Origin of the sequence: Flavobacterium paronense (assembly GCF_030409795.1) — a bacterium.
Classification (GTDB): domain Bacteria; phylum Bacteroidota; class Bacteroidia; order Flavobacteriales; family Flavobacteriaceae; genus Flavobacterium; species Flavobacterium paronense.
The window spans coordinates 369080-391100 of record NZ_JAUFQN010000019.1; the positions used below are offsets into that span (position 1 = coordinate 369080).

Sequence of the window (22021 nt, forward strand, 5' to 3'; positions counted from 1 at the left end):
TTTTTTATATGTACAAATTGCGTGAAATGCATTTGCATCACAATAATGATAAATTATCTCATTTTTCTTCGGTTTATATTCTCTTGTTACGATCATGGTGTTATAATTACCGCCAACGTTCCGCGGCTTTGCGCAGTGGCGGCAACTTACCGCTTTGTTGTAAAGATATGTAAATTTCCGGCTGAGTATTTTCCGGCTAAAGAAAATAAAACCAGCCATTGCGCAAAACCGCTGTTAGTGGCTGCCATTGTTTACTAATTTTCCGGGAATGCTTTAGAATTAATTACCATTAACACAAATCCGAGTAACACTAAAGTCCAAATGGTTATTTTATAAAATGATTTTCTCTTTTCATCTTCACTATTCCAATCCGCTTCAATTTCGGTATATTTTCCATTATAGTTTTTTCTATTATAAAACCTTAACCCAAAAAATGTCACCAAACAAAATACAAGAATTGGCAATACAAGTTGTTTAATTGACGCAAAAAATAGCATTATAAACAATGTGAAATTCACAATGAAAAGATATTGGACAATAGTTACAAAGGTTACTACTTTTTCTTTTTCGATTGCTTTCAATTTTTCAACAAACAAGTAGTAATTATAGTTGTGTATTTTTTTCATATTATTTGGTTTTTACGTCGTGAATGGTTGCCACTAACGTGCCGCGGCTTAGCGCAGTAGCGGCAAGTTAGCAAAAAATGTGATAGAAACATTGAAGTTCAGCGTATTTTCCAAGAAGCATAAACAAGCTATTGCGCTAAACCGCTGTTATGGGTTGTTAGCGTTCAAACTTGGTTAGCTTCTTAATTCTTCAGAAACTTTTTCAATTATTTCGGCGCATTCCAATACAAAATTATCATTAACCTCAATTAGAGTTCTTATTTCTGAAATGTCTCCTTCTTCAAAAAAAACCTCGCCAGGCAATTTTATTCTGAAAGGTAATGATTTGGATTTCAAAACTAGCGCGTCATAACTTTTACCTTTTCCATGTTTCAGAACATTTATGGCACAAATGTATTCGTCGAAACGCTTGTAAAGTTCGACTTTTCCTTTTTCTTTAAGAATCTTTTTTGCTGTTTCAAATCCATTTCGGCACGCTAACTGATCCTGTAACATTGAGTCAAATAAAGAAAACATTCCTATTGCAAATATTGCCTTTTGTAATTGAACCATTTGCAAATTTTTCACAAGGATTGTTGAACCACTTGTTTGAAGTTGTTCAATAATTTTTGAATTAACTTCTTCCAATGAGTTTAACGTAAATGCGGTGCTTCTGTATATTAAATCGTCGAAATTATGCATAGTGTTGAGCTAATAACCCATAACGTTCCGCGGCTACCCGCAGTGCCTAGCCCTATGGGCGGCATTGCGGGTAACCGCTGTTGTGTGCTGTTGCTTGTTCTCTGCTAAGATAACAAAAACAGTTTACAGTTGCCGCTCTCGGAAGCTTGATAATTGATTTTAGATAATTGTCTCCTATCAGACCGCAATGATAGGCGCAGTTGTATAAAATCTCAGCGCTATAATTTTACGGCAATAATTTAGAGTTAAGTAGTTATAATAAAAAAATTTGACTTTATCAATTTTTTCTTATAACTTTGGCAAGCCTTTTAAGCGTCTTCGCTTTGAAAATGAATTTTCAGCAAATCCCACTTTGCAAGGCTTGACGAAAAAGTGACTACTTTTTCATTACTTAACTCTTTCCTTTTCCGGTTAAATTTTAGCGATAGTTATCAGGTTACGTGGCGTGCAATTGCACACAACGTTCCGCGGCTTTGCGTCAGTAGCGGCAATTTAAGCAAAATAATGTTATGAAAAGCGGAGTTGAAAATCCAGAGGATTTTCAACAACAACGGTTTGGAGCTATTGCGCAAAACCGCTGTTATGCGTTCGGCTTTTTTAGCAACCACTTTCTCCAATAAATTCTTGAGTAACTTTTTCTCCATTCTTATTTTCAATAGAAATTACGCCTTTATTCCACCAACTTTCGTCAGCGTCTTTTTTAGTTTTATCGGCTTTTATTTCGATTGTTACTTTGTATTCTTCTGTTTCATATTTACAAGTATAATCTTCGTTCTCAACAGTGTTTGGTTTGCAAACTCTGCTTTTAAGTTTTAGTTTTATAATTTTATTGTTGATAGAAACAAAAGCAATACTGTCAAAGTTTGAAGCAAAAACATATTCTTTCTGTTCGTAATCTTTTTCGGTTTTCGAGAATATACAAGTACAACCTTCAATTTCTTTCGGTAGCTTTCTAAAACTATTTATAGAGAATTCTGTTTTCTCGTTTTTACAGGAAGAAAAGGTAAAAAATAAAATTCCGATGATTATAAATTTCAGATAAGACATTCGTTCTCGTTTTTAGGATTTTTAAGCTGACGCATAACGTTCCGCGGCTTTGCGTCGGTAGCGGCAATTTAAGCAAAATAATGTTATGAAACGCGGAGTTGAAAATCCAGAGGATTTTCAACAACAACGGTTTGGAGCTATTGCGCAAAACGGCTGTTATAAGAATGGCTTATGTCAATTTTTGCTTTTTTTAAAACTTGTTGAGGATTCTCCATCTGGGCCAATATTTAAATTCTTGCCACTAATCCATAAAATTCCATTTCCAAACTCTTCATAATTTTCACCAAGTTCGTTGAAGTTTTTCCAATTACTAAGTTCGATTTCACAATAGCCATTATCGCTTTTTTTCCACGTTCCTTTATCTTCAAAACTTTTTCCATTTTCATTATAATAATGCATAAAACTTCCATCCTCATTGATTTGCAAATAATTTTCAGCTTTTGGATTTTTATCACAAATATATTTTCCGGCTAAATCTTCGGAGCAAGTTCTCAAATCAAGACAACTTTGAAAAGAGATTACTAAGAATAAACAAATTGTTGTTTTTATTGCATTCATTCCTGATTACTACTTTGGTTTAAGCCTTTCTTATAACGTTCCGCGGCTACCCGCAGTGCCTAGCCCTATGGGCGGCATTGCGGGTAACCGCTGTTGTGTGCTGTTGCTTGTTCTCTGCTAAGATAACAAAAACAGTTTACAGTTGCCGCTCTCGGAAGCTTGATAATTGATTTTAGATAATTGTCTCCTATCAGACCGCAATGATAGGCGCAGTTGTATAAAATCTCAGCGCTATAATTTTACGGCAATAATTTAGAGTTAAGTAGTTATAATAAAAAAATTTGACTTTATCAATTTTTTCTTATAACTTTGGCAAGCCTTTTAAGCGTCTTCGCTTTGAAAATGAATTTTCAGCAAATCCCACTTTGCAAGGCTTGACGAAAAAGTGACTACTTTTTCATTACTTAACTCTTTCCTTTTCCGGTTAAATTTTAGCGATAGTTATCAGGTTACGTGGCGTGCAATTGCACACAACGTTCCGCTGCTTCTCGTCAGTTGCGAAGTTCGGAACGAATTATTTTCTGTTAAAGATAAAAATTCTAGCGGAACGCAAATGTGAATTTTAGAAAAATTCGCAATTGCGAGAAACAGCTGTTGTGCGTTCGGTTTAACAACCAACTTTCCCGACACAAAAATGAACTTAGCCGAGAAACGTTATTAGATTCCAAACTAGTTATTGTTGAATTCTTTTACAACCAGAATAATTACAAAAATACAGTTGAACACAACTCAGAAACGTTATTCCATTACCGATAAGATTTTCAGAATTTTTAGCAATAAAAACTAAACTTCAAGAGCTCAATTTCCTGTTACAGTTTAAGTTCAAATTTACCGAGTTTTTTCCGCAACGAAACTGACGCACAACGTTCCGACGCTTCTCGTCAGTTGCGAACTTCGGAACTTTTTATTTTCCGTTAAAGATAAAAATTCTTGCGAAACGTAAACATGAACTTACCACAAAATTCGCAATTGCGAGAAACGGCTGTTACAAGCAGGTTTTATTTCCTACGCATGGTTATCATTTTCCAGTAAAAATATAGTTAAAGGGAATAACTTACTTTTTATAGCTAATTCTTTATTATTTTTTTTACCAATATTTTATTGGCACTTTTTACCTGAACTAAATAAATTCCATTCGGTAGATAATCAATTAGTATATTAGTTTTCAATGTTGATAATGTGGTACTCTGCAATAACTGCCCTTGCAAATTGAATATTTCGGCTACAGTATTATATTTTTGCAGTTCAGTTAATTCTATAGTTAGTATTTCTTTACACGGATTTGGAGAAATAATAATATTATCTTCTCTGATGTTTTCTGCTAATTCTAACAAAACATTGCATACAATGGTGGTATTAATTGGGGTGCTTCTATCAACTGATGTGCCATCGCCAAGTTGTCCAAAACTATTCCTGCCGACCGCCCAAACTGTACCATCATTCTTCAAGAAAACAGAATGATTATAGCCGGCCGATAATGAGTTAATATCTGTTAGTCCACTAGCTATTTGTATTGGAGTATTTTTATCAATTATGGTTCCATCTCCAAGTTGTCCATAATTATTTCTTCCCACTGCCATAGCAGTAGCATCACTCTTCAAGAAAAGAGAGAATTCACTTCCTCCTGCTACCGCTGTTATACCTGTAAGGTTAGGTATCAGTATAGGAGTGTTTTTATTAACTAATGTTCCATCTCCAAGTTGCCCATAGTTATTTCTACCCACTGCCTGGACGGTGCCATTATTCTTCAAAAAATTTGAATGCTCACCACCAGCTGTCACAGCGATAATATTTGTAAGGCTTGGTATTTGTACAGCAATACTTTTGCTAATTGTGGTTCCATCTCCAAGTTGCCCAAAATTATTTCTCCCAACTCCCCAAACCGTACCATCATTCTTCAGAAAAAGTGAATGGTCATATCCTGCGGCTATTCCGATAATTCCTGTTAACCCAAGTACTTGTACTGGAGTAGATTTAGAAACCAAAGTACCATCACCAAGTTGTCCATTGGGATTAGTGCCAACTGCCCATACAGTACCGTCATTCTTCAGGAAAAGAGAATGCCATGAACCTACCGCAACTTTGATAATTCCTGTAAGTCCTGCAACTTGTACTGGAGTACTTTTATTAATTAAGGTTCCATCTCCAAGTTGTCCAAGATCATTTTTTCCCACTGCCCAAACCGTACCATCATTTTTAAGAAAAACTGAATGCAAACTTCCAGTCGCCAATCCAATAATTCCTTCAATTCCAGCTACCTGAACTGAAGTGGACTTGTTAATAATAGTTCCATCTCCAAGTTGTCCACTAGTATTAAAGCCAACAGCCTGAGCAGTTCCTCCGCTACAAAGAAAATTAGAATGACCAAAACCGGCACTAATGGATTGGGCATTCGTACTTAATGTTCCAAAACAAGTTAGGATTGTAAATAGAATTGATTTTGTAACTGTTTTTTTCATTTTATATTTAGTTAAATTTGTTTCTTTATTTTATTGTCTAAAGAGAAGTCACTATAAATTATTTCCCTCGAAGTTATACATTCGTCTTTTAAACTTGCTTGTAACGTTCCGCGGCTTCTCGTCAGTTGCGAAGTTCGGAACTTTTTATTTTCTGTTAAAGATAAAACTTCTTGCGAAACGCAAACGTGAATTCACAACAAAATTCGCAATTGCGAGAAACCGCTGTTATGGGCAGTGTTTCTTGAAATGCTCTCTCATCTTTTGTCTTTGAGTTGAGTTTGTTGGAACTTCACAAATTCCAGCGCCTAAAATTTTATTTTGATAATTTCTCAATGTTGGTCTAACAGCATTATTGAATATCTGTATGCTTCTTTCATAGCCTTTCAATGTTCCTGCCATAACGCCAGAGAGAAAATCTGCTAATTGAATTCCAATACTGTGATGTGAGAATTCTAAGTTTAAGCTGTCTTTAATGTGCGTGTAGTTTTGAATAAAATCTCCATTACCTTGAATGTCAAAATATATTTCTCTTAATATTTTACTTTTGTTTTCACCCAAAGGATCGAAAAAAATTACTGCCAAATCTTCCGAATTTATCTGTACTTCGAATTGCACACGTTGAAGAAGTGATGTAATGTGCATTTTGAACAAATCCTTTTCTGAGAATTTAGCATTTGATTGATTGTTAGTTATTGTGAAAACTGTTTTACAAAATTTTAGATTTTGAAGTAGGAGTAATGCATTTTCAACGAAGTCAATTATTCTGTGATAATCAATATCTTTCAAGAAATAGCAATCGTCTTTTTCGTTTGGTTTAGTTCCTTTCTGATGGTGCGTTCTTAACGTCCAAATATGAGCCCATTTAATTTCTTTTTCAGGTAATTGGTAATCTTGTTTTAAAACTGCAAAATCCTGACAAAGCTTTTTATATTCATCACCATCCATTAAAAATAATGACCTTATATAAAATGGATGTACTCTATTTTGCTTTTCAGTTCTGAACTGAGCATAATGACCACATTCATCACTAAATGCAAATTTTATTGCCATAATTTTTACGTTAATTTCTTTTCAAAACTTCTGTTGATTTTTTGCACCGGCGCGAACATTGCCCATAACGTTCCGCGGCTTTACGCAGTGGCGGCAACTTACCGCTTTTGTTGTAAATATATGTAAATTTCCGGCTGTAGATTTTCCGGCTAGGAAAATCTGAACCAGCCATTGCGTAAAACCGCTGTTAGCGGCTGGGCATTTACTTATTTTAACGCTACAATTTTCTCGGCGATTTTTCATTAAATTCCATTCTGCTTTCCATTCCATTCTTTCAGTTAAGTTAATCGTGATAAAACAAAGATTCCAGTTAATAGCATCAATTCTATTAATGAAATTATCCAATAATTTTTTATAAATCTTTGAAACACTAAGTCAACTAACATTATAATAATACAAAGAAAAATCAAGTATATTCCAGCTAAAAAACCCCAACCTTCAGGACCAGGATTTATCATGGAATAGATTGCAACACAAACAATAATTGCAGCGGAAATATTTCCAATCGTTGGTCGATATTTATCTTGCTTTTCTACTAACTTCATTTGATTTTTTATGCTTTGTTCTGGCCTTGCCGCTAACGGTCGATGCTAGAGCTCGTGGCGGCTTATGGAAATCTTTTTTTCCATAACCGACCGAGCGAAGTTATGAAAAAGAAACGCACAATTTACCGAAAAACTAGCCATGAGTTTTAGCATTTGTTAGCGGTTGTATCATTGGCTTCTATTATTTCAGAAAATTTCTCTTTGAATTCTAAGTAATTTGTTGCTCCGGATAAATCTATCGTAATTTTTTCACCATTAAAGAATTCAATTGTTGTTTCTTTTTCTTTATATATAGCATTATTCCAGTTAATTCTCGACAACATGTAAATATTGTTTTTATCGAGTACCCTTTTAATTGTTGATATTGGAATTGTTTTTTTTATAAATAGAAATGGGTAATCGATAATTATGTTTTGGTTTGTCAATGAAAATATTTTGACACTTAAAAATTGGTATGAACAACCTATAAACACAAGAGTAAAGGCTCCAAAAACAATCCACTTTAGAACCAATAAATCATTTGCATCTAAAAAATTATTATCAGACTTCATTGGAAAAACTATGGTTGCAATGGCAGAATACCCAAAGGCAATTATTCCAATTAAAAACAATCCAATTGAAAAGAAGTTAATTTTTGTTTTAAGAATAATTTTATCTGCTTCCATGTTTATGTTGTTACGAGAGATATAACCGCTAACGTTCCGCGGCTTTACGTAGTGGCGGCTCGTTGAATGATTAGTTGTAAATGTACGCAAATTTCTGGTTGAGTATTTTCCGACTAGGAAAATCTGAAACCAGCCATTGCGTGAAACCGCTGTTATGAGAGGTTGCTATTCCTTCTTCACGAAAACTTTGCAGTTTACAGTAACTTGCTTCTCAATCATTCTCACTAAACTATCTTTTGGTTTTGTTCCTTTAGCTTCTAAAAACACTTGGTCAATAATATATCCTTGTATATAGTTTACGCCTGGTTTTTTAAAAGAAATATCATAAAAAGGAATTTCCCTGTAATTAATTGCGCCAAATGTATCTTTTGCCATTTTCCGTAACGTTTCAAGATGACCATTCAGTTTATCTGAAGTCATTAAAACAACCTTTATGTAACGTGAATGTTCATCTTCAAATGAAGTTGTTATTGTGTCTAAAATGCCTTTATAAACAATTCGTCCTTTGTATTTTCGATTTAAAACAATTGTGTCTGGAAAATACAAATCCCAACTTGATTCTTTTCCACTATAAGAAGTATAGTAAGGTTTCTTCTGGATTGTCTTTTTTAAATTTTTATTTTCTTGTTTACATGAAACAAAAAATAATATTAGTGAAAGATAAAGTATGTATTTCATTTATTGATTTTTTCTTCTGAAATCTTGGGTGGCAATCTCTCATAACGTTCCGCGGCTTTGCGTCAGTAGCGGCAATTTACGCAAAATACTGTTATGAAAAGCTACAGTTGAAAATCCAGAGGATTTTCAACAACAACGGTTTGGAGCTATTGCGCAAAACCGCTGTTAGCAGTAGCATTTTACTTATTTTTTTAATCCTTCATAGCATTGTTTGTACATTTCGTCCAATATCTCTTTATATGCATCCTCTCCATTTCCACATCCGTGAGATATTTTAAAATTCTTCAACTGCTCAAGATAATTAAGTGCTTGTTTGTACTTTTTTTTCTGAATTGAAATTCTAGCCAAATTTTTTAAGGAAACATTTTTTAAATCAGTTTTAGCAGTATCAAATGATACAACTTTTTTATATGATTTTTCTGCAGCATCAATGTCTCCTAAAAGTTCTTCAGTTATCGCCTTTTCAAAAAGCGTTTCATAAAGATATTCTGATTTAGGAAAGTACTCTATTATAGCATCCGAAATTCGTAAAATTTCAAGTCTTATTTTCCGAAGAGTTTCTTTTGAAAACTCATTTCTAGCTACATCACTTTCATTTTGATTATTTTCTAGATCGGCTATGGTAATTGCTCTTTCCAAAGTTTGAATTTCTCTATAAGCCAGTTCATCTTCGTTAGCTTTTTGCTGCGCAAAGCTACTAATGGAGATAATAATAAAGAGATAAAAAAATCTTGTCATTTTCAGATGTTTTCTTAATGTTACTGCTAACGTTCCGCGGCTACCCGCAGTGCCTAGCCCTATGGGCGGCATTGCGGGTAACCGCTGTTGTGTGCTGTTGCTTGTTCTCTGCTAAGATAACAAAAACAGTTTACAGTTGCCGCTCTCGGAAGCTTGATAATTGATTTTAGATAATTGTCTCCTATCAGACCGCAATGATAGGCGCAGTTGTATAAAATCTCAGCGCTATAATTTTACGGCAATAATTTAGAGTTAAGTAGTTATAATAAAAAAATTTGACTTTATCAATTTTTTCTTATAACTTTGGCAAGCCTTTTAAGCGTCTTCGCTTTGAAAATGAATTTTCAGCAAATCCCACTTTGCAAGGCTTGACGAAAAAGTGGCTACTTTTCCGTTACTTAACTCTTTCCTTTTCCGGTTAAATTTTAGCGATAGTTATCAGGTTACGTGGCGTGCAATTGCACACAACTTGTATATACCCGAAACAAACATTCGCAAAGCCAACCAAAAAGAGTTGTATATGCGAATGTTTGTTTCGCTTTTATTCTTTCTCAAATATATTAAATAATTCTTACAAATCATCAAATGGACTTTTTATTTGTTGTATGCTTTTTGTGCTAACATGAGTGTAAATTTCAGTAGTCTTACTGCTGTTATGACCCAATAATTCCTGAATGTATCTTAAATCTGTTCCGCTTTCTAATAAATGGGTCGCATAACTATGCCGCAACCAATGTAAGGTTACAGGTTTAGTGATTTTTGCTTTGACTAAGGCTTGTTTTAAAACTACTTGCAAACTACGGGGATCATAAGGTTTTCCATCAACTTGCCCTTCAAATAGATAAACCTTTGGCTTGCAAGCAGTAAAATATTCTCTTAACATATTCAGTATTTTAGGGCTTAACGGAGCAATTCTGTCTTTCTTTCCCTTAGAATTTTTTAGCAAGACTATATTTCTTTTGGAATCTATATGAACTGGTTTCAAGGCTAACAATTCTCCACAACGCAAACCACAACTATAAATTAAACTCAACATCGTTTTATGTTTCAAATTACTGTGAGCTTCTAATATTGCTTTTACTTCTTCCTTACTTAAAACATTAGGTAATACTTTAGCTCGTTTTGGACGATGAATTTTCTCCATATCAATTACCCTGTTTTGTGTAGTTTTAAAAAATAACTTAATGGCGTTAACTATCTGATTTTGATACGATGGCGATAATCGGTTATTCAGTATGTAGTCATTGTTGTATTGGATAATATCATCATTATCAATTTCACGTAAATCTTTCAACCTATAAAAAACTAAAAATGATTTCATAGCATCACTATAAGTCTTGATGGTGTTTTCACTATATCTTTTGGAACGAAGCCAAAGTTTAAAGTTTTCTATACCTTTCAAACCTTCCTTATTTGGCAATAATTCAGTCAAAGTAGGAATCCCCAATTCTTTTCGGTTTTCATCATTGTCCGGTATGTGCCAGTAGATTTTCGTTTGACTCCATCGCACTCCGGGAAAGGTTTTTATCCAAGCAATTAATGTCGCATCTTTTTCAAAGGATACGGCAATTCTTCGTTCCTGATTATGTGTAATTATTTTGGCACTCCAATTCATATAGTTAAAAATATAAGTATAAATCTACAAAAAATAAATATAATTATATAAACTTTAATTGAAATGATATAAATAGTATGAACCACTTTTGATATTACTTTGCATCCAACCTTTAACAAATTATAGTATGAAAAATATAGTGATGATTATAGCCGCAGTAGGAGTTTTAAGTCTAAGCTCATGCAAAAACACTGACAAGCAAGGAGTAATTGCAGACAGTACACAACTAGCTACCATTGATTCAATGAAACAAGTAGCCGAAAAGCAACACATCATTGACTCGATGAAATTAGTAAACGAAAAAACCAAACCTGTAATTGTCAATCAAACCACCACTACTCAAACTACCACTACACGAAAAAAATGGAGTAGTGCTGCAAAAGGAGCCGTAATTGGAGCCGGAGTAGGAGCCGTTACCGGAGCACTCGTTGATAAAAAGCACGGTGAAGGCGCCATAATTGGTGGCTTGGCTGGAGCCGGATTAGGAGCAGGGACAGGCGCTATTATTGATAGTAAGAAGAAATAATTATTTTCAATCAACTCAAGAATGATTTCTTAAAACTTGGCTTAGCTCTATGTTTGGTCGCTTGTTCGTATGCATAGGCTATTGCAATTAGTTCTCCTTCTTGGTAGGCACCGCTAAAGAAGGATAAGCCTACAGGCAATTCATATACTTTTCCACATGGCAAACTAATATGAGGATAACCGCTCATTGCTGCAGGAGCAGTCAAAAAAACATCGCCCCAACGGTCGCCATAAATGGTATCAATACTGCATGATGGTCCCATGGTTAATCCGGTTATGGCATCGAGCTTGTTTTTTTGCATTATGTTGTCAAGAATTTGCTTTGTTCCGTTGTGACTTTTTACTAAGGCATTGGTATAAGTAGTGTCGTCCAAACCTTTTTTTGCTGCACACATTTCCAAAATTTCTTGTTTGAATGTTGGCATGGCTTTATCTTCGTTCTGTTTGTTAAAGTTGATAACTTCTTCCAAAGTCTTCACTTTAGCATTAGCATTTGATAAATAGGCATTCACGCCATATTTAAATTCATATTTCATTACTTCATTCTCATCGTTACCCAAAGCGTTAACATTGTCTAAGTACTCAATCTCCACTATAGTGGCACCTTGTTGTTTGAGTATTGCTACTGCTTCGTTTTGTAATTTATTTAGGAATTGATTGCTGTATTTTTTCTTTTCTACTCCAATTCTTTTGCCCTTTAATCCATTAACATCTAGAAAGCTTGTGAACTTTGTAGCTTTTCCAATGCTTTCTTTAGTTATCTTATCTGCATCATCAACACCTGACAAAACTTCGAGTAGTATGGCAGCATCGGTAACTGTTCTGGTTAATGGTCCTGCCGTGTCTTGTGTATGTGAAATAGGAATAATCCCTGATCGACTAACTAAACCTACTGTGGGTTTTATTCCAACGGCTCCATTTACTGAAGCCGGACAAGTAATTGAACCATCCGTTTCAGTGCCAACAGCAATGGCACATAAATTTGCAGCCACCGCAGAGCCTGAACCCGAACTCGAACCACAAGGTGAATGGTCTAACATGTATGGGTTTTTAGTTTGTCCGCCACGGCTACTCCAACCCGAACAAGAGTTGGACGAACGAAAATTGGCCCACTCACTTAAATTGGTTTTTCCTAATAAAACAGCGCCCGCATCTCTCAATTTTTCAACAATAAAAGCATCTTTCTTTGCTATGTTTCCTACCAGGGCAAGTGCTCCGGCAGTTGTCATCATTTTATCGGCAGTATCAATATTGTCTTTTATCAGTATTGGAATACCATGTAATGGACCTCTGATTTTACCTTCTTTACGTTCTTTATCCATAGCTTTCGCCATACTCAAAGCATCTGGATTTAGTTCGATAATGGCGTTTAGTTTCGGGCCATTTTTATCTATCGCTTCAATACGGTCTAAATAAAGTTTAGTGATTTGTTCCGAAGTATATTCTCCTTTAGCCATTTTATCCTGAAGTTCTGTAATGGTCATTTCATTTAACTCAAAATTATCTTCAGCGTCATCAGTATTTGCCGTTATTGTTGGTTCTGTTTTCTTGTCAGAACAGGAAGCTGTAACAAATAGTGAGGTGGTTAAACCGGCTACTGCCAAAGTGGTGTTGGTTAAAAAAGCTCTTCTTTTCATAAGTGTTAATTTTGGTTGAATGATGTTACACCGATAAATGTACAAAAAAATCGTGCGATATTATCCATACTAATTATTGGCTTTGAGAAATAACAAAGATTGATTAATCTCAACTATTTTTTAATTTATAATAAAAATTTATTGTTTATCAATAAAAATTTAATTACTATTGCAAAGTCAATTTATAAAATCTCATATTTATGGAAATTAAAATTAGTTCAAATCAAATCCTGAAACTACTTTATGTTCTTTCGTGGATAATTTTTATTGGTGTGTGTATTGAAGCCGGCGGTTTTATCTTCAATACGCTTTTTACTCTTTTCATCAACCCAGTTGGTGTTGGTAATTTTTGGAACAAAATGGATTTATCCGGTCTTTATCAATACGACTCCGGATATTTTTTAGTGGTAACCTCATTCGTTAATATTATAGCGGTAATGAAGGCAATTATGTTTTATTTGATTGTAAAAATATTGCATGATAAAAAACTAAATTTGTCTCAACCTTTCAATACTGAAGTTGGTCGTTTTATTTTTAATATATCCTACTTGACTCTGGGAATTGGTTTGTTTTCTTATTGGGGAGTAAAACATACCGAATGGTTAATTAAAAAAGGAATAGCAATGCCTTCTATTGAAACTTTACAATTTGGTGGCGCTGATGTGTGGCTTTTTATGGCTGTAGTAGTTTTTGTTATTGCGCATATTTTTAAAAGAGGCATTGCCATACAAACCGAAAACGAACTAACCGTATAATTATGGCAATTATTGTAAATTTAGATGTGATGATGGCCAAAAGAAAGATGTCTTTGAATGAACTTTCCGTAAAGGTTGATTTAACGTTATCAAACCTTTCCATCTTAAAAACCGGAAAAGCAAAAGCCATTCGTTTCAGCACGCTCGAAGCAATTTGCAAGGTTTTGGATTGTCAGCCGGGAGATATTTTAGAATTTGTGAAAGAGGAGTAAGGGTGCAGAATATCAAATAACAACCCAAACGAAAGCGAACGGACGAAGTAAATCCACAATTCCTTATATTTGTTTACCAAAATTCTCTCCATGAAAAAAGTAAAGAAAATAATTCTCGTTTTTATTAGTCTTATTGTCCTAATTGCTCTAGCCTTATTCATTTATCTTCAAACCACAAAATCAAAATGCGAAGGTGAAGAGAACTTAGCAAATATATCAAAACCAACAACCGTTTACTTTGATGAATATGGTGTTCCGCATATTTATGCTGCTACGCAAAAAGATGCCATGACAACCTTGGGTTATGTGCATGCGCAAGACCGATTGTGGCAAATGGAACTGATGCGTCGAATTGCTCCAGGCAGACTTTCGGAAATCTTTGGAAACACAGCATTAAAAACAGATAAGTTTTTTGCTGGAATTGGTATCGATGAAAACTCGAAGCAAGCAGCCGCTAATTTGGATAAAAATTCACAGACTTATATTTTGGCAAATGCCTATTTGGATGGAATTAATCAATATATCGAACAAGGAACAACTCCGGTTGAAATTCAATTACTTGGTTTAAAACAAGAAAAATTTACGTTGAAAGATGTGTATAATATCTTCGGATTTATGTCTTTCAGTTTTGCGATGGCTCAAAAAACAGATCCTTTATTAACGGATATACGCGACCGCTTTGGGATGGATTATTTAATGGATTTTGGAATCAATGGCGAATTCGGCACCAAACAATTAAAATCCTATAAAGGCGATTATAAAGAATATGCTGAAATAGCAAAATCAGTGGCTGGTTTATTAGAAACATCACCTGTTCCCGCTTTTATTGGAAGTAACAGTTGGGTTATTGGAGAATCCAAAACTAAAAACGGCAAAGTAATTTTGGCCAACGATCCGCATATCATGTATTCGCAACCCGGAACCTGGTATGAAGCGCATATCGTTTGTCCGGATTATGAAATTTATGGCTATTATATTGCCGGAACGCCGTTTCCACTTTTGGGACACAATCACAATTATGCCTACGGTTTAACGATGTTCGAAAATGATGATGTCGATTTCTTTCAGGAAGAAGATAATCCGAATGATGAACATCAATATAAAACTGCTGAAGGCTATAAAAATTATACCTATAAGCAAAAAATCATCAAAGTTAAAGACAGTTCAGATGTAAAACTAAATGTAAAAACATCCCAACACGGACCAATTATAACGGGTTTGTTAGACGGATTAAAAGCAGAAAAAGCGGTAGCCATGTCATGGATTTATACGCAACAAAAAAACCAAATCCTTGATGCTGTTTATGAATTATCACATGCGAAAAATTTAGAAAGTTTTCATAAAAACATAGAACTTATCAAAGCGCCGGGATTAAACATTATGTATGGCGATGCCAAAGGAAATATCGCTTGGATTACTTCTGGAAAATTGTACAAAGTTGATAAATCGGTCAACACTAATTTTATTCTGAACGGGGCAAATGGGGTTGATGATAAAAAAGAATTTCTTCCTTTTTCCAAAAACCCGGCAGCTATTAATCCGCCATGGAATTACGTTTACACCTCCAACAATCAACCTGAAGCTATTGATGGTTATTTGTATCCGGGTTATTATCTTCCAAAAGACAGAGCAATGCGAATCGACGGCTTATTGTCGCCAAAAAACAATTGGACAAAAGAAGATGTTTCTAAAATGATTGTCGATAATACATCGGCAACAGCCGAAACCATTGTCGCGAATATGACTAAACCATTGAATGTTGCTAAATTTTCTGAAAATGAAAAGAGAGCTTTAGCCGTATTGAAAGTATGGAAAGCAACGCACAATTTAGAAGACATCGCGCCAAGCATCTATAACAAATGGCTGTATTTTTATTTGAAAGAGACTTTTGAAGATGAATTCGGAGCCGATAATTTCAAATTGTTATTGAACACGCACATCATCAAACAAGTAATTGAAAATCAGAGTAAAAATGCGACTTCACTTTGGTGGGATAACATCAATACAAAAGATAAAAAAGAAACCCAATCCGAAATCCTGACACAATCATTTAAAGAAGCTATTGCCTCGTTAGAAAAGCAATTGGGTCCTGATATCAATCAGTGGCAATGGGAGAAAGTACATCAAGTTGAATTTCAGCATCCAATTGGGAAATTGAAGCTGTTTAGTAAGTTTTTCAATGTGGGAACATTTGGCATTTCCGGAACTAATGAAGTTATCAATAACCAATTATTTATTTATTCTGATGATACCCAAATTCAGGTTAAAGGCGGTCCATCAACAAGACGTATCATCGATTTCTCGGATATTGAAAATAGCTGGAGCGTTTTGCCAACAGGACAGTCCGGAAACCCGATGAGCAAACATTATGACGATCAAACCGATTTGTTTGTAAAAGGAAAATTTCGAAAGATGAAACTCAACAAAAAAGAAATCGAAGCAACATCGACAAAATTAACATTCCAACCAAAATAAAACCATTAAGAAGTTAAGATTTTGCATTAAGTAAATTAAGAATCATCCTTAATGAAAACCTTAATTTACCTTAACTTCTTAATGTTTAAAAAAAGTTCTCTAAAAAAACATAAATTTGCAAAACCGTTTAGTAAAAATAAATGCAAACTCCTAAAAAAATTGCTGTTGTAGGTTCTGGATTAGTTGGTTCTTTGTTAGGAATTTATCTTAAAAAAAGAGGTCACATCGTGCATGTATATGACAGAAGTCCGGATATAAGAAAGATCAATTTTTCGGGACGTTCTATTAATTTAGTTTTATCCAACCGAGGCATAAAAACCCTTCAGGATGTTGGTTTAGAAACGGAAGTTTTAGCCATAGGAATTCCTGTTGATAGGCGTGCCATACACGTAGGAAAAGAAACTGTTAATGAACAGCTTTACGGTCAAAATGGAGAGGTAATCTACTCAATTTCAAGAGGACTTTTGAATAAAAAAATGGTCGATTTAGCAGAGAAAGCTGGAGTTGAATTTTTCTTTGAAGAAAAAGTATGGGATGTCGATCTTACAACCGCCACTATTTCTATTGGCGAAACCGAAAGAGGAGAATGGACAACCCATAATTATGATCTAACTTTTGGTGCCGATGGCGCTTTTTCGAGAATTCGACATAGAATGCAGCGTCAGAGTATGTTTGATTACTCGCAGGAGTTTATGAAATTGGGCTATAAAGAATTGCATATTCCTGCTAATGCAGACGGAAGTCATAAATTAAACAAAAACGCTTTACACATATGGCCACGCGGTAATTTTATGTTGATGGCTTTGGCCAATTTAGACGGAAGTTTTACCTGCACGTTATTTATGCCTCATGATGGTGAAAATTCATTTGCATCTTTAAAAACCACAAAACAATTGGTCGATTTTTTTGCCAAAAACTTCCCAGATACTAAAGAAGTTATTCCGGATTTAGTAGATGATTTTTTCAAAAATCCAACTAGTTATTTGGTCACTATGAAATGTTTTCCGTGGACATTTAGTGATAAAGTTGCCCTTATAGGTGATGCTTGCCATGCTATTGTACCGTTTTATGGACACGGAATGAATGCGGGTTTTGAAGACATTACTGTTTTAGAAGAAATGATGGAAAAATACGGCGATGATTGGGCAAACTTACTCAATGATTATGAGAATTCAAGAAAACCAAATGCTGATGCAATTGCAGAGCTGTCTTTCCGAAATTTTATGGAAATGAGTTCCAAAACAGCTGATGCCAATTTCTTACTACAAAAGAAAATTGAGAAATGGTTTTCAGATAAACATCCTGATAAATGGATGCCGTTGTATAGCAGAGTAACTTTCAGTTTACAACCTTATTCCGAAGCTTTGGCGATTGGCGATTTCCAAAACAAAATTATGGAAGAAGTGATGCAATTGCCCAATATTGAAGCCAAATGGAATAGTGAGGAAGTTGAAAATAAAATTATCGACTTATTGAAATAATCAAAGAGTTTCACAGAGATTCACAGAGCATTTCAGAGATTCACTGAGATTTAATAGAGCTTCTTTTCCTATTTATTTTAGACTTATTAATCGACTCTGTGTGGCTCAATATACTCTCTGTGAATCTCTGTGTAACACTTATTCCTCACGATGCACTTTTTTAAAATCAAAAGCAGGTTTGCAAATCGCAATGTATTCACAAGGTTCGTCAAACGGATTGGAATATTGTACCCGCGTATTCTTTTCAATTTTGATGGATTGCCCAGCTTCAATGATTATGGTTTCACCTTCAATTATAAACTGCTTTTTCCCTGAAATGATATAGGTGTACTCTTCAAACTCCGGCGTTTGAAAAGGCTCGCTCCATTTAGGCGGTGCAATCATGTGAGCAATTGAGATTTCTGAATTTCCAGTAGTCGGAATTCCGTGATGCTCTTCAATTAGTTTTCCATCGGTTGTCGGAACTATGAATGGTGATTTTTGGATGAGGTATTTTTTCATTGAATTACTATTTTGTCACACTGAGCGCAGTCGAAGTGCTACTTTTTAAATATAAAATAAACCGCCAATACCAAAAAACAAAACCCAATGGCATGATTCCATCTAAAGGTTTCGTTTTTAAAGAAAAGCATCGAGAAAACGACAAATACAATTAGCGTAATTACTTCCTGAATGACTTTGAGTTGCACCAGAGAAAATGGACCTCCATTGCCTTCATAGCCTATTCGGTTAGCCGGAACCTGAAAGCAATATTCAAACAAAGCTAATCCCCAACTGATTAAAACAACAGTTATTAAACCAGCGTTTTCAAACCATTTCAGTTCTTTGAATTTTAAGTGGCCATACCAAGCCAATGTCATAAAAACATTGGACAAAATTAGCAAGCCAATGGTAAAATAACCTTTCATTATTTTCTGAATAGTTTACTTAACACGCCAAAAACGCCACGAATAAATGAAGCGCTCGTAACCACTTTTACCACCGATTTTCCAATTACAGAAGCCGTGCTTGGTTCGTTGCTTTTCTTTTCTTCAACTTCAGTTTGAGCTGAAGCCTCGGCTTGTTGAACGGCACTTTCAATCTTTTTCATCAAGATTTCGTATGCACTATCTCGGTCAATTTCTTCGGCATATTTTCTAACCAATTTTGATTTCCCGTTGATTTCTGTGATTTCAGTATCGGTCAATATATCCATTCTGCTCATTGGCGCCCGCATCATAGTTGCTGCTAATGGTGTTGGAATTCCTTTTTCGTTTAAAGCCGTTACAAAGGCTTCTCCAATTCCTAAACTGGTCAGAACTTCATCCGTTTTATAGTAAATGGAAGTTGGATAATTATCAGCGGTTTGTCTGATGGCTTGTCTGTCATTTGCTGTGAAAGCACGCAACGCATGTTGTATTTTCAATCCCAATTGTGCCAAAACACTCGCCGGAACGTCCATAGGATTTTGGGTTACAAAATAAACGCCAATGCCTTTAGAACGAATTAATTTGATAATGGTTTCTATTTGGTCTAACAAGGCTTTGCTAGCTTCGTTAAAAATAAGATGGGCTTCATCAATAAAAATAACCAATTCGGGTTGTTCAACGTCGCCTTTTTCGGGCATTTGCTGATAGATTTCTGCCAATAAACTAAGCATGAAAGTGGAGAATAATTTTGGCTTATCCTGAATGTCCGTCAAGCGGATGATGTTTACGTACCCTTTACCATTTTCGTCAATACGCATCAAATCATTAATCTCAAATGACTTTTCGCCAAAGAAAATATCACCGCCTTGTTGTTCTAATTCGATAATCTTACGAAGAATGATTCCGGTGGTTGAAGTTGAAATCTTTCCGTAGTTTTCTTCAATTTCCTCTTTTCCTTCCTCGGTGATGTAATTGAGTACTTTTTTGATGTCTTTCAAATCCAATAGAGGCATTTGTTTGTCATCGCAATATTTGAAAATTACCGAAACAACGCCAGTTTGTGTATCATTCAAATCGAGAATTCTGGAAAACAAAACCGGACCAAACTCTGAAACGGTAGCTCTAAGACGAACGCCATTTTGTTGCGAAAGTGACATTAGTTCTACAGGAAACGAGGCAGTGGTGTAAGGAATATTGATTTTAGCATGACGTTCAGTAATAAAAGATTTTTCCTCACCTTGTTTAGCAATTCCCGAAAAATCACCCTTGATATCCATCATCAACACCGGAATGCCGTAGGAGGACAACTGTTCTGATAATACTTGAATAGTCTTAGTTTTTCCTGTTCCTGTAGCACCAGCAATTAATCCGTGACGGTTTAGGGTTTTTAACGGCACTTTTACAAAAGTATCAGCAACGGCTTCTCCGTTTAAAATGGCACCGCCAAGTGTAATGCTTTGTCCTTTTGAAGAGTAACCTTCGTTAATATGTTTAGTAAAATCTGCTACTGTTGTCATTTGTTATTTTTAGATTATAAAGATATTACAAAGTAATGTATTTTTTCAAAAGCAAGGAAATGTTAATTGTTTTCAAATTTGAAGTATAAAAATTTAATTTCAAATATTTAAAAGTTTTATTTCAGAAATACATTTTTAGCTTTTTTTGCGTTATACTTAATAATAATGCATTAGAATCATAAAATCGAACCTTGTTTTTATTTTATTTTTAATGATTATTTGAAATGCTTTAGACGCTTATTTAGACAGAATTAAATCGATGTAGTATTAAAAGCAAAAAAAGTTTTTTTATTACAAGTAAAAAATTAAATTTGCTCCTAATCAAGTTTATCAACAACTAAAACTTATAAAATTATTTAAAACTTAAAAATTAAAAAAATGGCAAACGTTAAAAAAGAAGGTAGCTCAAACTTAGGAGGAATGTTCTCTGGAATTGTGATTGTAGTATGTATTTTAATTGGAATACTTGTATGGAACTTTATCATGGGTGCAGGGTCAAATTTTGAAGGTGGTGTAAATACGGGAACACCTCTAAAAGGAAATTATTTGGCAATGGTTTACAAAGGGGGACCAATTGTACCAGTTTTGATGGGATTATTATTAATGGTGGTTGTTTTCTCATTTGAAAGATATTTTGTTATAAGTAAAGCTACAGGTAAAGGGAATTTGGATGCCTTTATGAATAACATTCAAACTAGTGTAAAAGCAGGAAATATTGACGAAGCTATTGTAGCTTGTGACAAACAACAAGGTTCTGTAGCAAACGCTATCCGTTCCGCTTTAGTAAAATACCAAGACGTTAAAAAAGAAGGATTCAATAGTGAAGAAGCGGCTGAAACAATTCACAAAGAAATTGAAGAGGCAACTTCATTAGAAATGCCAATGTTAGAGCAACACATGACTATTTTGTCAACCTTAGTTTCTTTAGGAACTCTTGCAGGATTGTTAGGAACTGTAACAGGTATGATTAAAGCATTTGCTGGTTTAGCTGGTGGCGGTGGAGCAGATTCTGCTGAATTGGCAAACGGTATTTCTGAGGCATTGATTAATACGGCTACCGGAATCTCAACTTCTGCATTAGCTATTATTTGCTACAACTTCTTTACTTCAAAAATCGACAGTCTTACTTATGCAATTGATGAGGCTGGTACAACCATAGTAAATACTTACAGACATTTTAGAGGTAGCTTAAAACAATAATTTTGATATTCACTATCATAAATAATATATAAAACAATGGCAATAAAAATGAAAAAAAAGTCTACATCTACCGACATGACGGCGATGTGTGATGTTGCATTCCTTTTGCTTACGTTCTTTATTTTGACTGCTACTGCTAAAGTTCCCGAAGTAATGCCTGTTGATACACCAGCATCTACTGTACAGACTAAGTTGCCTGAAAAAGATTTGGCTACTTTGACTGTAGGTAAAGGGAAAGTTTTTTTTGATATCAAAGGAAAAGATGTCCGTTTGAGAACCCTTGAATTAATGGCTCAAAAATACAACCTTACGTTTTCTAAAGATGATGAAAAAAAGTTTGCAATCATGGAAAGTTTCGGTGTTCCGGTTCAGAGTCTTAAGCAGATTCTTGATATGAAACCTTCAGACAGAAAGAATGTTCAGCAGCCAGGTATTCCCAAAGATTCTTTGGATAATCAACTAGCTGACTGGGTTCAGAATGCACGTATTGCTAATATTGAGTTGCATGACAAAGAATTGCAACTTGCTATAAAAGGTGATGCTAAAGAAGAGTATCCTATTATTAAAAGAGTAATGGATATTTTACAAGACCAAAAAATCAATAGCTTTAGTTTGGTTACTGGTTTAAGAGGAAAAGAAAAATAATTTA

At 34.7% G+C, this 22021-nt stretch carries 22 protein-coding genes; 7 read left to right on the top strand and 15 right to left on the bottom strand.

Features of this window, described 5'->3' with window-relative positions; genetic code table 11:
• Positions 1–254: 254 nt before the first annotated feature.
• The 11 genes from QWY90_RS03280 to QWY90_RS03330 form a co-directional block, all read right to left on the bottom strand.
• Positions 255–626: a hypothetical protein gene (locus QWY90_RS03280; protein ID WP_290284418.1), complete on the bottom strand. Its 372-nt coding sequence runs from the start codon at positions 624–626 to the stop codon at positions 255–257.
• A gap of 174 nt (positions 627–800) precedes the next feature.
• Complete coding sequence (locus tag QWY90_RS03285) at positions 801–1307, bottom strand: hypothetical protein (RefSeq protein ID WP_290284420.1); 507 nt, start codon at positions 1305–1307, stop codon at positions 801–803.
• Positions 1308–1904: 597 nt separating this feature from the next.
• A complete protein-coding gene (locus QWY90_RS03290) occupies positions 1905–2354 on the bottom strand; it encodes a hypothetical protein (RefSeq protein ID WP_290284421.1) in 450 nt (149 codons plus the stop codon).
• A 174-nt stretch (positions 2355–2528) separates the two neighbouring features.
• Positions 2529–2912 (bottom strand): hypothetical protein, encoded by a 384-nt coding sequence (locus QWY90_RS03295; RefSeq protein WP_290284422.1) that lies wholly within the window; start codon positions 2910–2912, stop codon positions 2529–2531.
• Positions 2913–3979: 1067 nt separating this feature from the next.
• Complete coding sequence (locus QWY90_RS03300) at positions 3980–5371, bottom strand: T9SS type A sorting domain-containing protein (RefSeq protein WP_290284423.1); 1392 nt, start codon at positions 5369–5371, stop codon at positions 3980–3982.
• 225 nt (positions 5372–5596) lie between these two features.
• A complete protein-coding gene (locus QWY90_RS03305) occupies positions 5597–6421 on the bottom strand; it encodes a DUF3800 domain-containing protein (RefSeq protein ID WP_290284424.1) in 825 nt (274 codons plus the stop codon).
• A 278-nt stretch (positions 6422–6699) separates the two neighbouring features.
• A complete protein-coding gene (locus QWY90_RS03310) occupies positions 6700–6966 on the bottom strand; it encodes a hypothetical protein (protein ID WP_290284425.1) in 267 nt (88 codons plus the stop codon).
• A gap of 146 nt (positions 6967–7112) precedes the next feature.
• Positions 7113–7631, bottom strand: coding sequence for a hypothetical protein (locus tag QWY90_RS03315; RefSeq protein WP_290284426.1), 519 nt, complete (start codon positions 7629–7631; stop codon positions 7113–7115).
• A 165-nt stretch (positions 7632–7796) separates the two neighbouring features.
• Entirely contained in the window at positions 7797–8309 is a 513-nt protein-coding gene (locus tag QWY90_RS03320) for a hypothetical protein (protein ID WP_290284427.1), read from the bottom strand.
• A gap of 183 nt (positions 8310–8492) precedes the next feature.
• Positions 8493–9047: a YfgM family protein gene (locus QWY90_RS03325; RefSeq protein ID WP_290284428.1), complete on the bottom strand. Its 555-nt coding sequence runs from the start codon at positions 9045–9047 to the stop codon at positions 8493–8495.
• 571 nt (positions 9048–9618) lie between these two features.
• Positions 9619–10662 (bottom strand): tyrosine-type recombinase/integrase, encoded by a 1044-nt coding sequence (locus QWY90_RS03330; protein ID WP_290284429.1) that lies wholly within the window; start codon positions 10660–10662, stop codon positions 9619–9621.
• Between the two features lie 127 nt (positions 10663–10789).
• On the opposite strand from QWY90_RS03330, the gene QWY90_RS03335 reads away from it, so the two are divergent.
• Positions 10790–11188, top strand: a complete 399-nt coding sequence (locus tag QWY90_RS03335; protein ID WP_290284430.1) for a YMGG-like glycine zipper-containing protein — start codon at positions 10790–10792, stop codon at positions 11186–11188.
• Between the two features lie 10 nt (positions 11189–11198).
• Here the strand turns inward: QWY90_RS03335 and QWY90_RS03340 are convergent, their stop codons facing one another.
• Entirely contained in the window at positions 11199–12824 is a 1626-nt protein-coding gene (locus QWY90_RS03340) for an amidase (protein ID WP_290284431.1), read from the bottom strand.
• A 200-nt stretch (positions 12825–13024) separates the two neighbouring features.
• Between QWY90_RS03340 and QWY90_RS03345 the strand changes: the two genes are divergently transcribed.
• The 4 genes from QWY90_RS03345 (at position 13025) to QWY90_RS03360 (ending at position 17747) form a co-directional block, all read left to right on the top strand.
• Complete coding sequence (locus QWY90_RS03345) at positions 13025–13579, top strand: DUF2975 domain-containing protein (protein WP_290284432.1); 555 nt, start codon at positions 13025–13027, stop codon at positions 13577–13579.
• 2 nt (positions 13580–13581) lie between these two features.
• Positions 13582–13791 (top strand): helix-turn-helix domain-containing protein, encoded by a 210-nt coding sequence (locus QWY90_RS03350; protein ID WP_290284433.1) that lies wholly within the window; start codon positions 13582–13584, stop codon positions 13789–13791.
• A 90-nt stretch (positions 13792–13881) separates the two neighbouring features.
• A complete protein-coding gene (locus QWY90_RS03355) occupies positions 13882–16266 on the top strand; it encodes a penicillin acylase family protein (protein WP_290284434.1) in 2385 nt (794 codons plus the stop codon).
• A 140-nt stretch (positions 16267–16406) separates the two neighbouring features.
• On the top strand, positions 16407–17747 hold the full coding sequence (locus QWY90_RS03360) for an FAD-dependent oxidoreductase (protein ID WP_290284435.1): 1341 nt from the start codon (positions 16407–16409) through the stop codon (positions 17745–17747).
• A 138-nt stretch (positions 17748–17885) separates the two neighbouring features.
• Here QWY90_RS03360 and QWY90_RS03365 read toward each other — a convergent pair whose 3' ends face one another.
• From QWY90_RS03365 to QWY90_RS03375, 3 genes are read right to left on the bottom strand one after another with little or no spacing between them, the layout of a single operon-like run.
• Positions 17886–18248 (bottom strand): cupin domain-containing protein, encoded by a 363-nt coding sequence (locus tag QWY90_RS03365; protein WP_290284436.1) that lies wholly within the window; start codon positions 18246–18248, stop codon positions 17886–17888.
• A 38-nt stretch (positions 18249–18286) separates the two neighbouring features.
• On the bottom strand, positions 18287–18655 hold the full coding sequence (locus QWY90_RS03370; RefSeq protein WP_290284437.1) for a DMT family protein: 369 nt from the start codon (positions 18653–18655) through the stop codon (positions 18287–18289).
• Complete coding sequence (locus QWY90_RS03375; protein WP_290284438.1) at positions 18655–20172, bottom strand: helicase HerA-like domain-containing protein; 1518 nt, start codon at positions 20170–20172, stop codon at positions 18655–18657. Before QWY90_RS03375 ends, QWY90_RS03370 begins: the two co-directional genes overlap by 1 nt.
• A 378-nt stretch (positions 20173–20550) precedes the next feature.
• On the opposite strand from QWY90_RS03375, the gene QWY90_RS03380 reads away from it, so the two are divergent.
• Together QWY90_RS03380 and QWY90_RS03385 are read left to right on the top strand one after the other, a co-directional pair.
• Positions 20551–21372 carry a MotA/TolQ/ExbB proton channel family protein gene (locus QWY90_RS03380; protein ID WP_290284439.1) on the top strand — a complete coding sequence of 274 codons (822 nt, stop codon included), beginning with the start codon at positions 20551–20553 and terminating at the stop codon, positions 21370–21372.
• A 36-nt stretch (positions 21373–21408) separates the two neighbouring features.
• Entirely contained in the window at positions 21409–22017 is a 609-nt protein-coding gene (locus QWY90_RS03385) for an ExbD/TolR family protein (RefSeq protein WP_290284440.1), read from the top strand.
• The last annotated feature ends 4 nt before the right edge of the window (positions 22018–22021 follow it).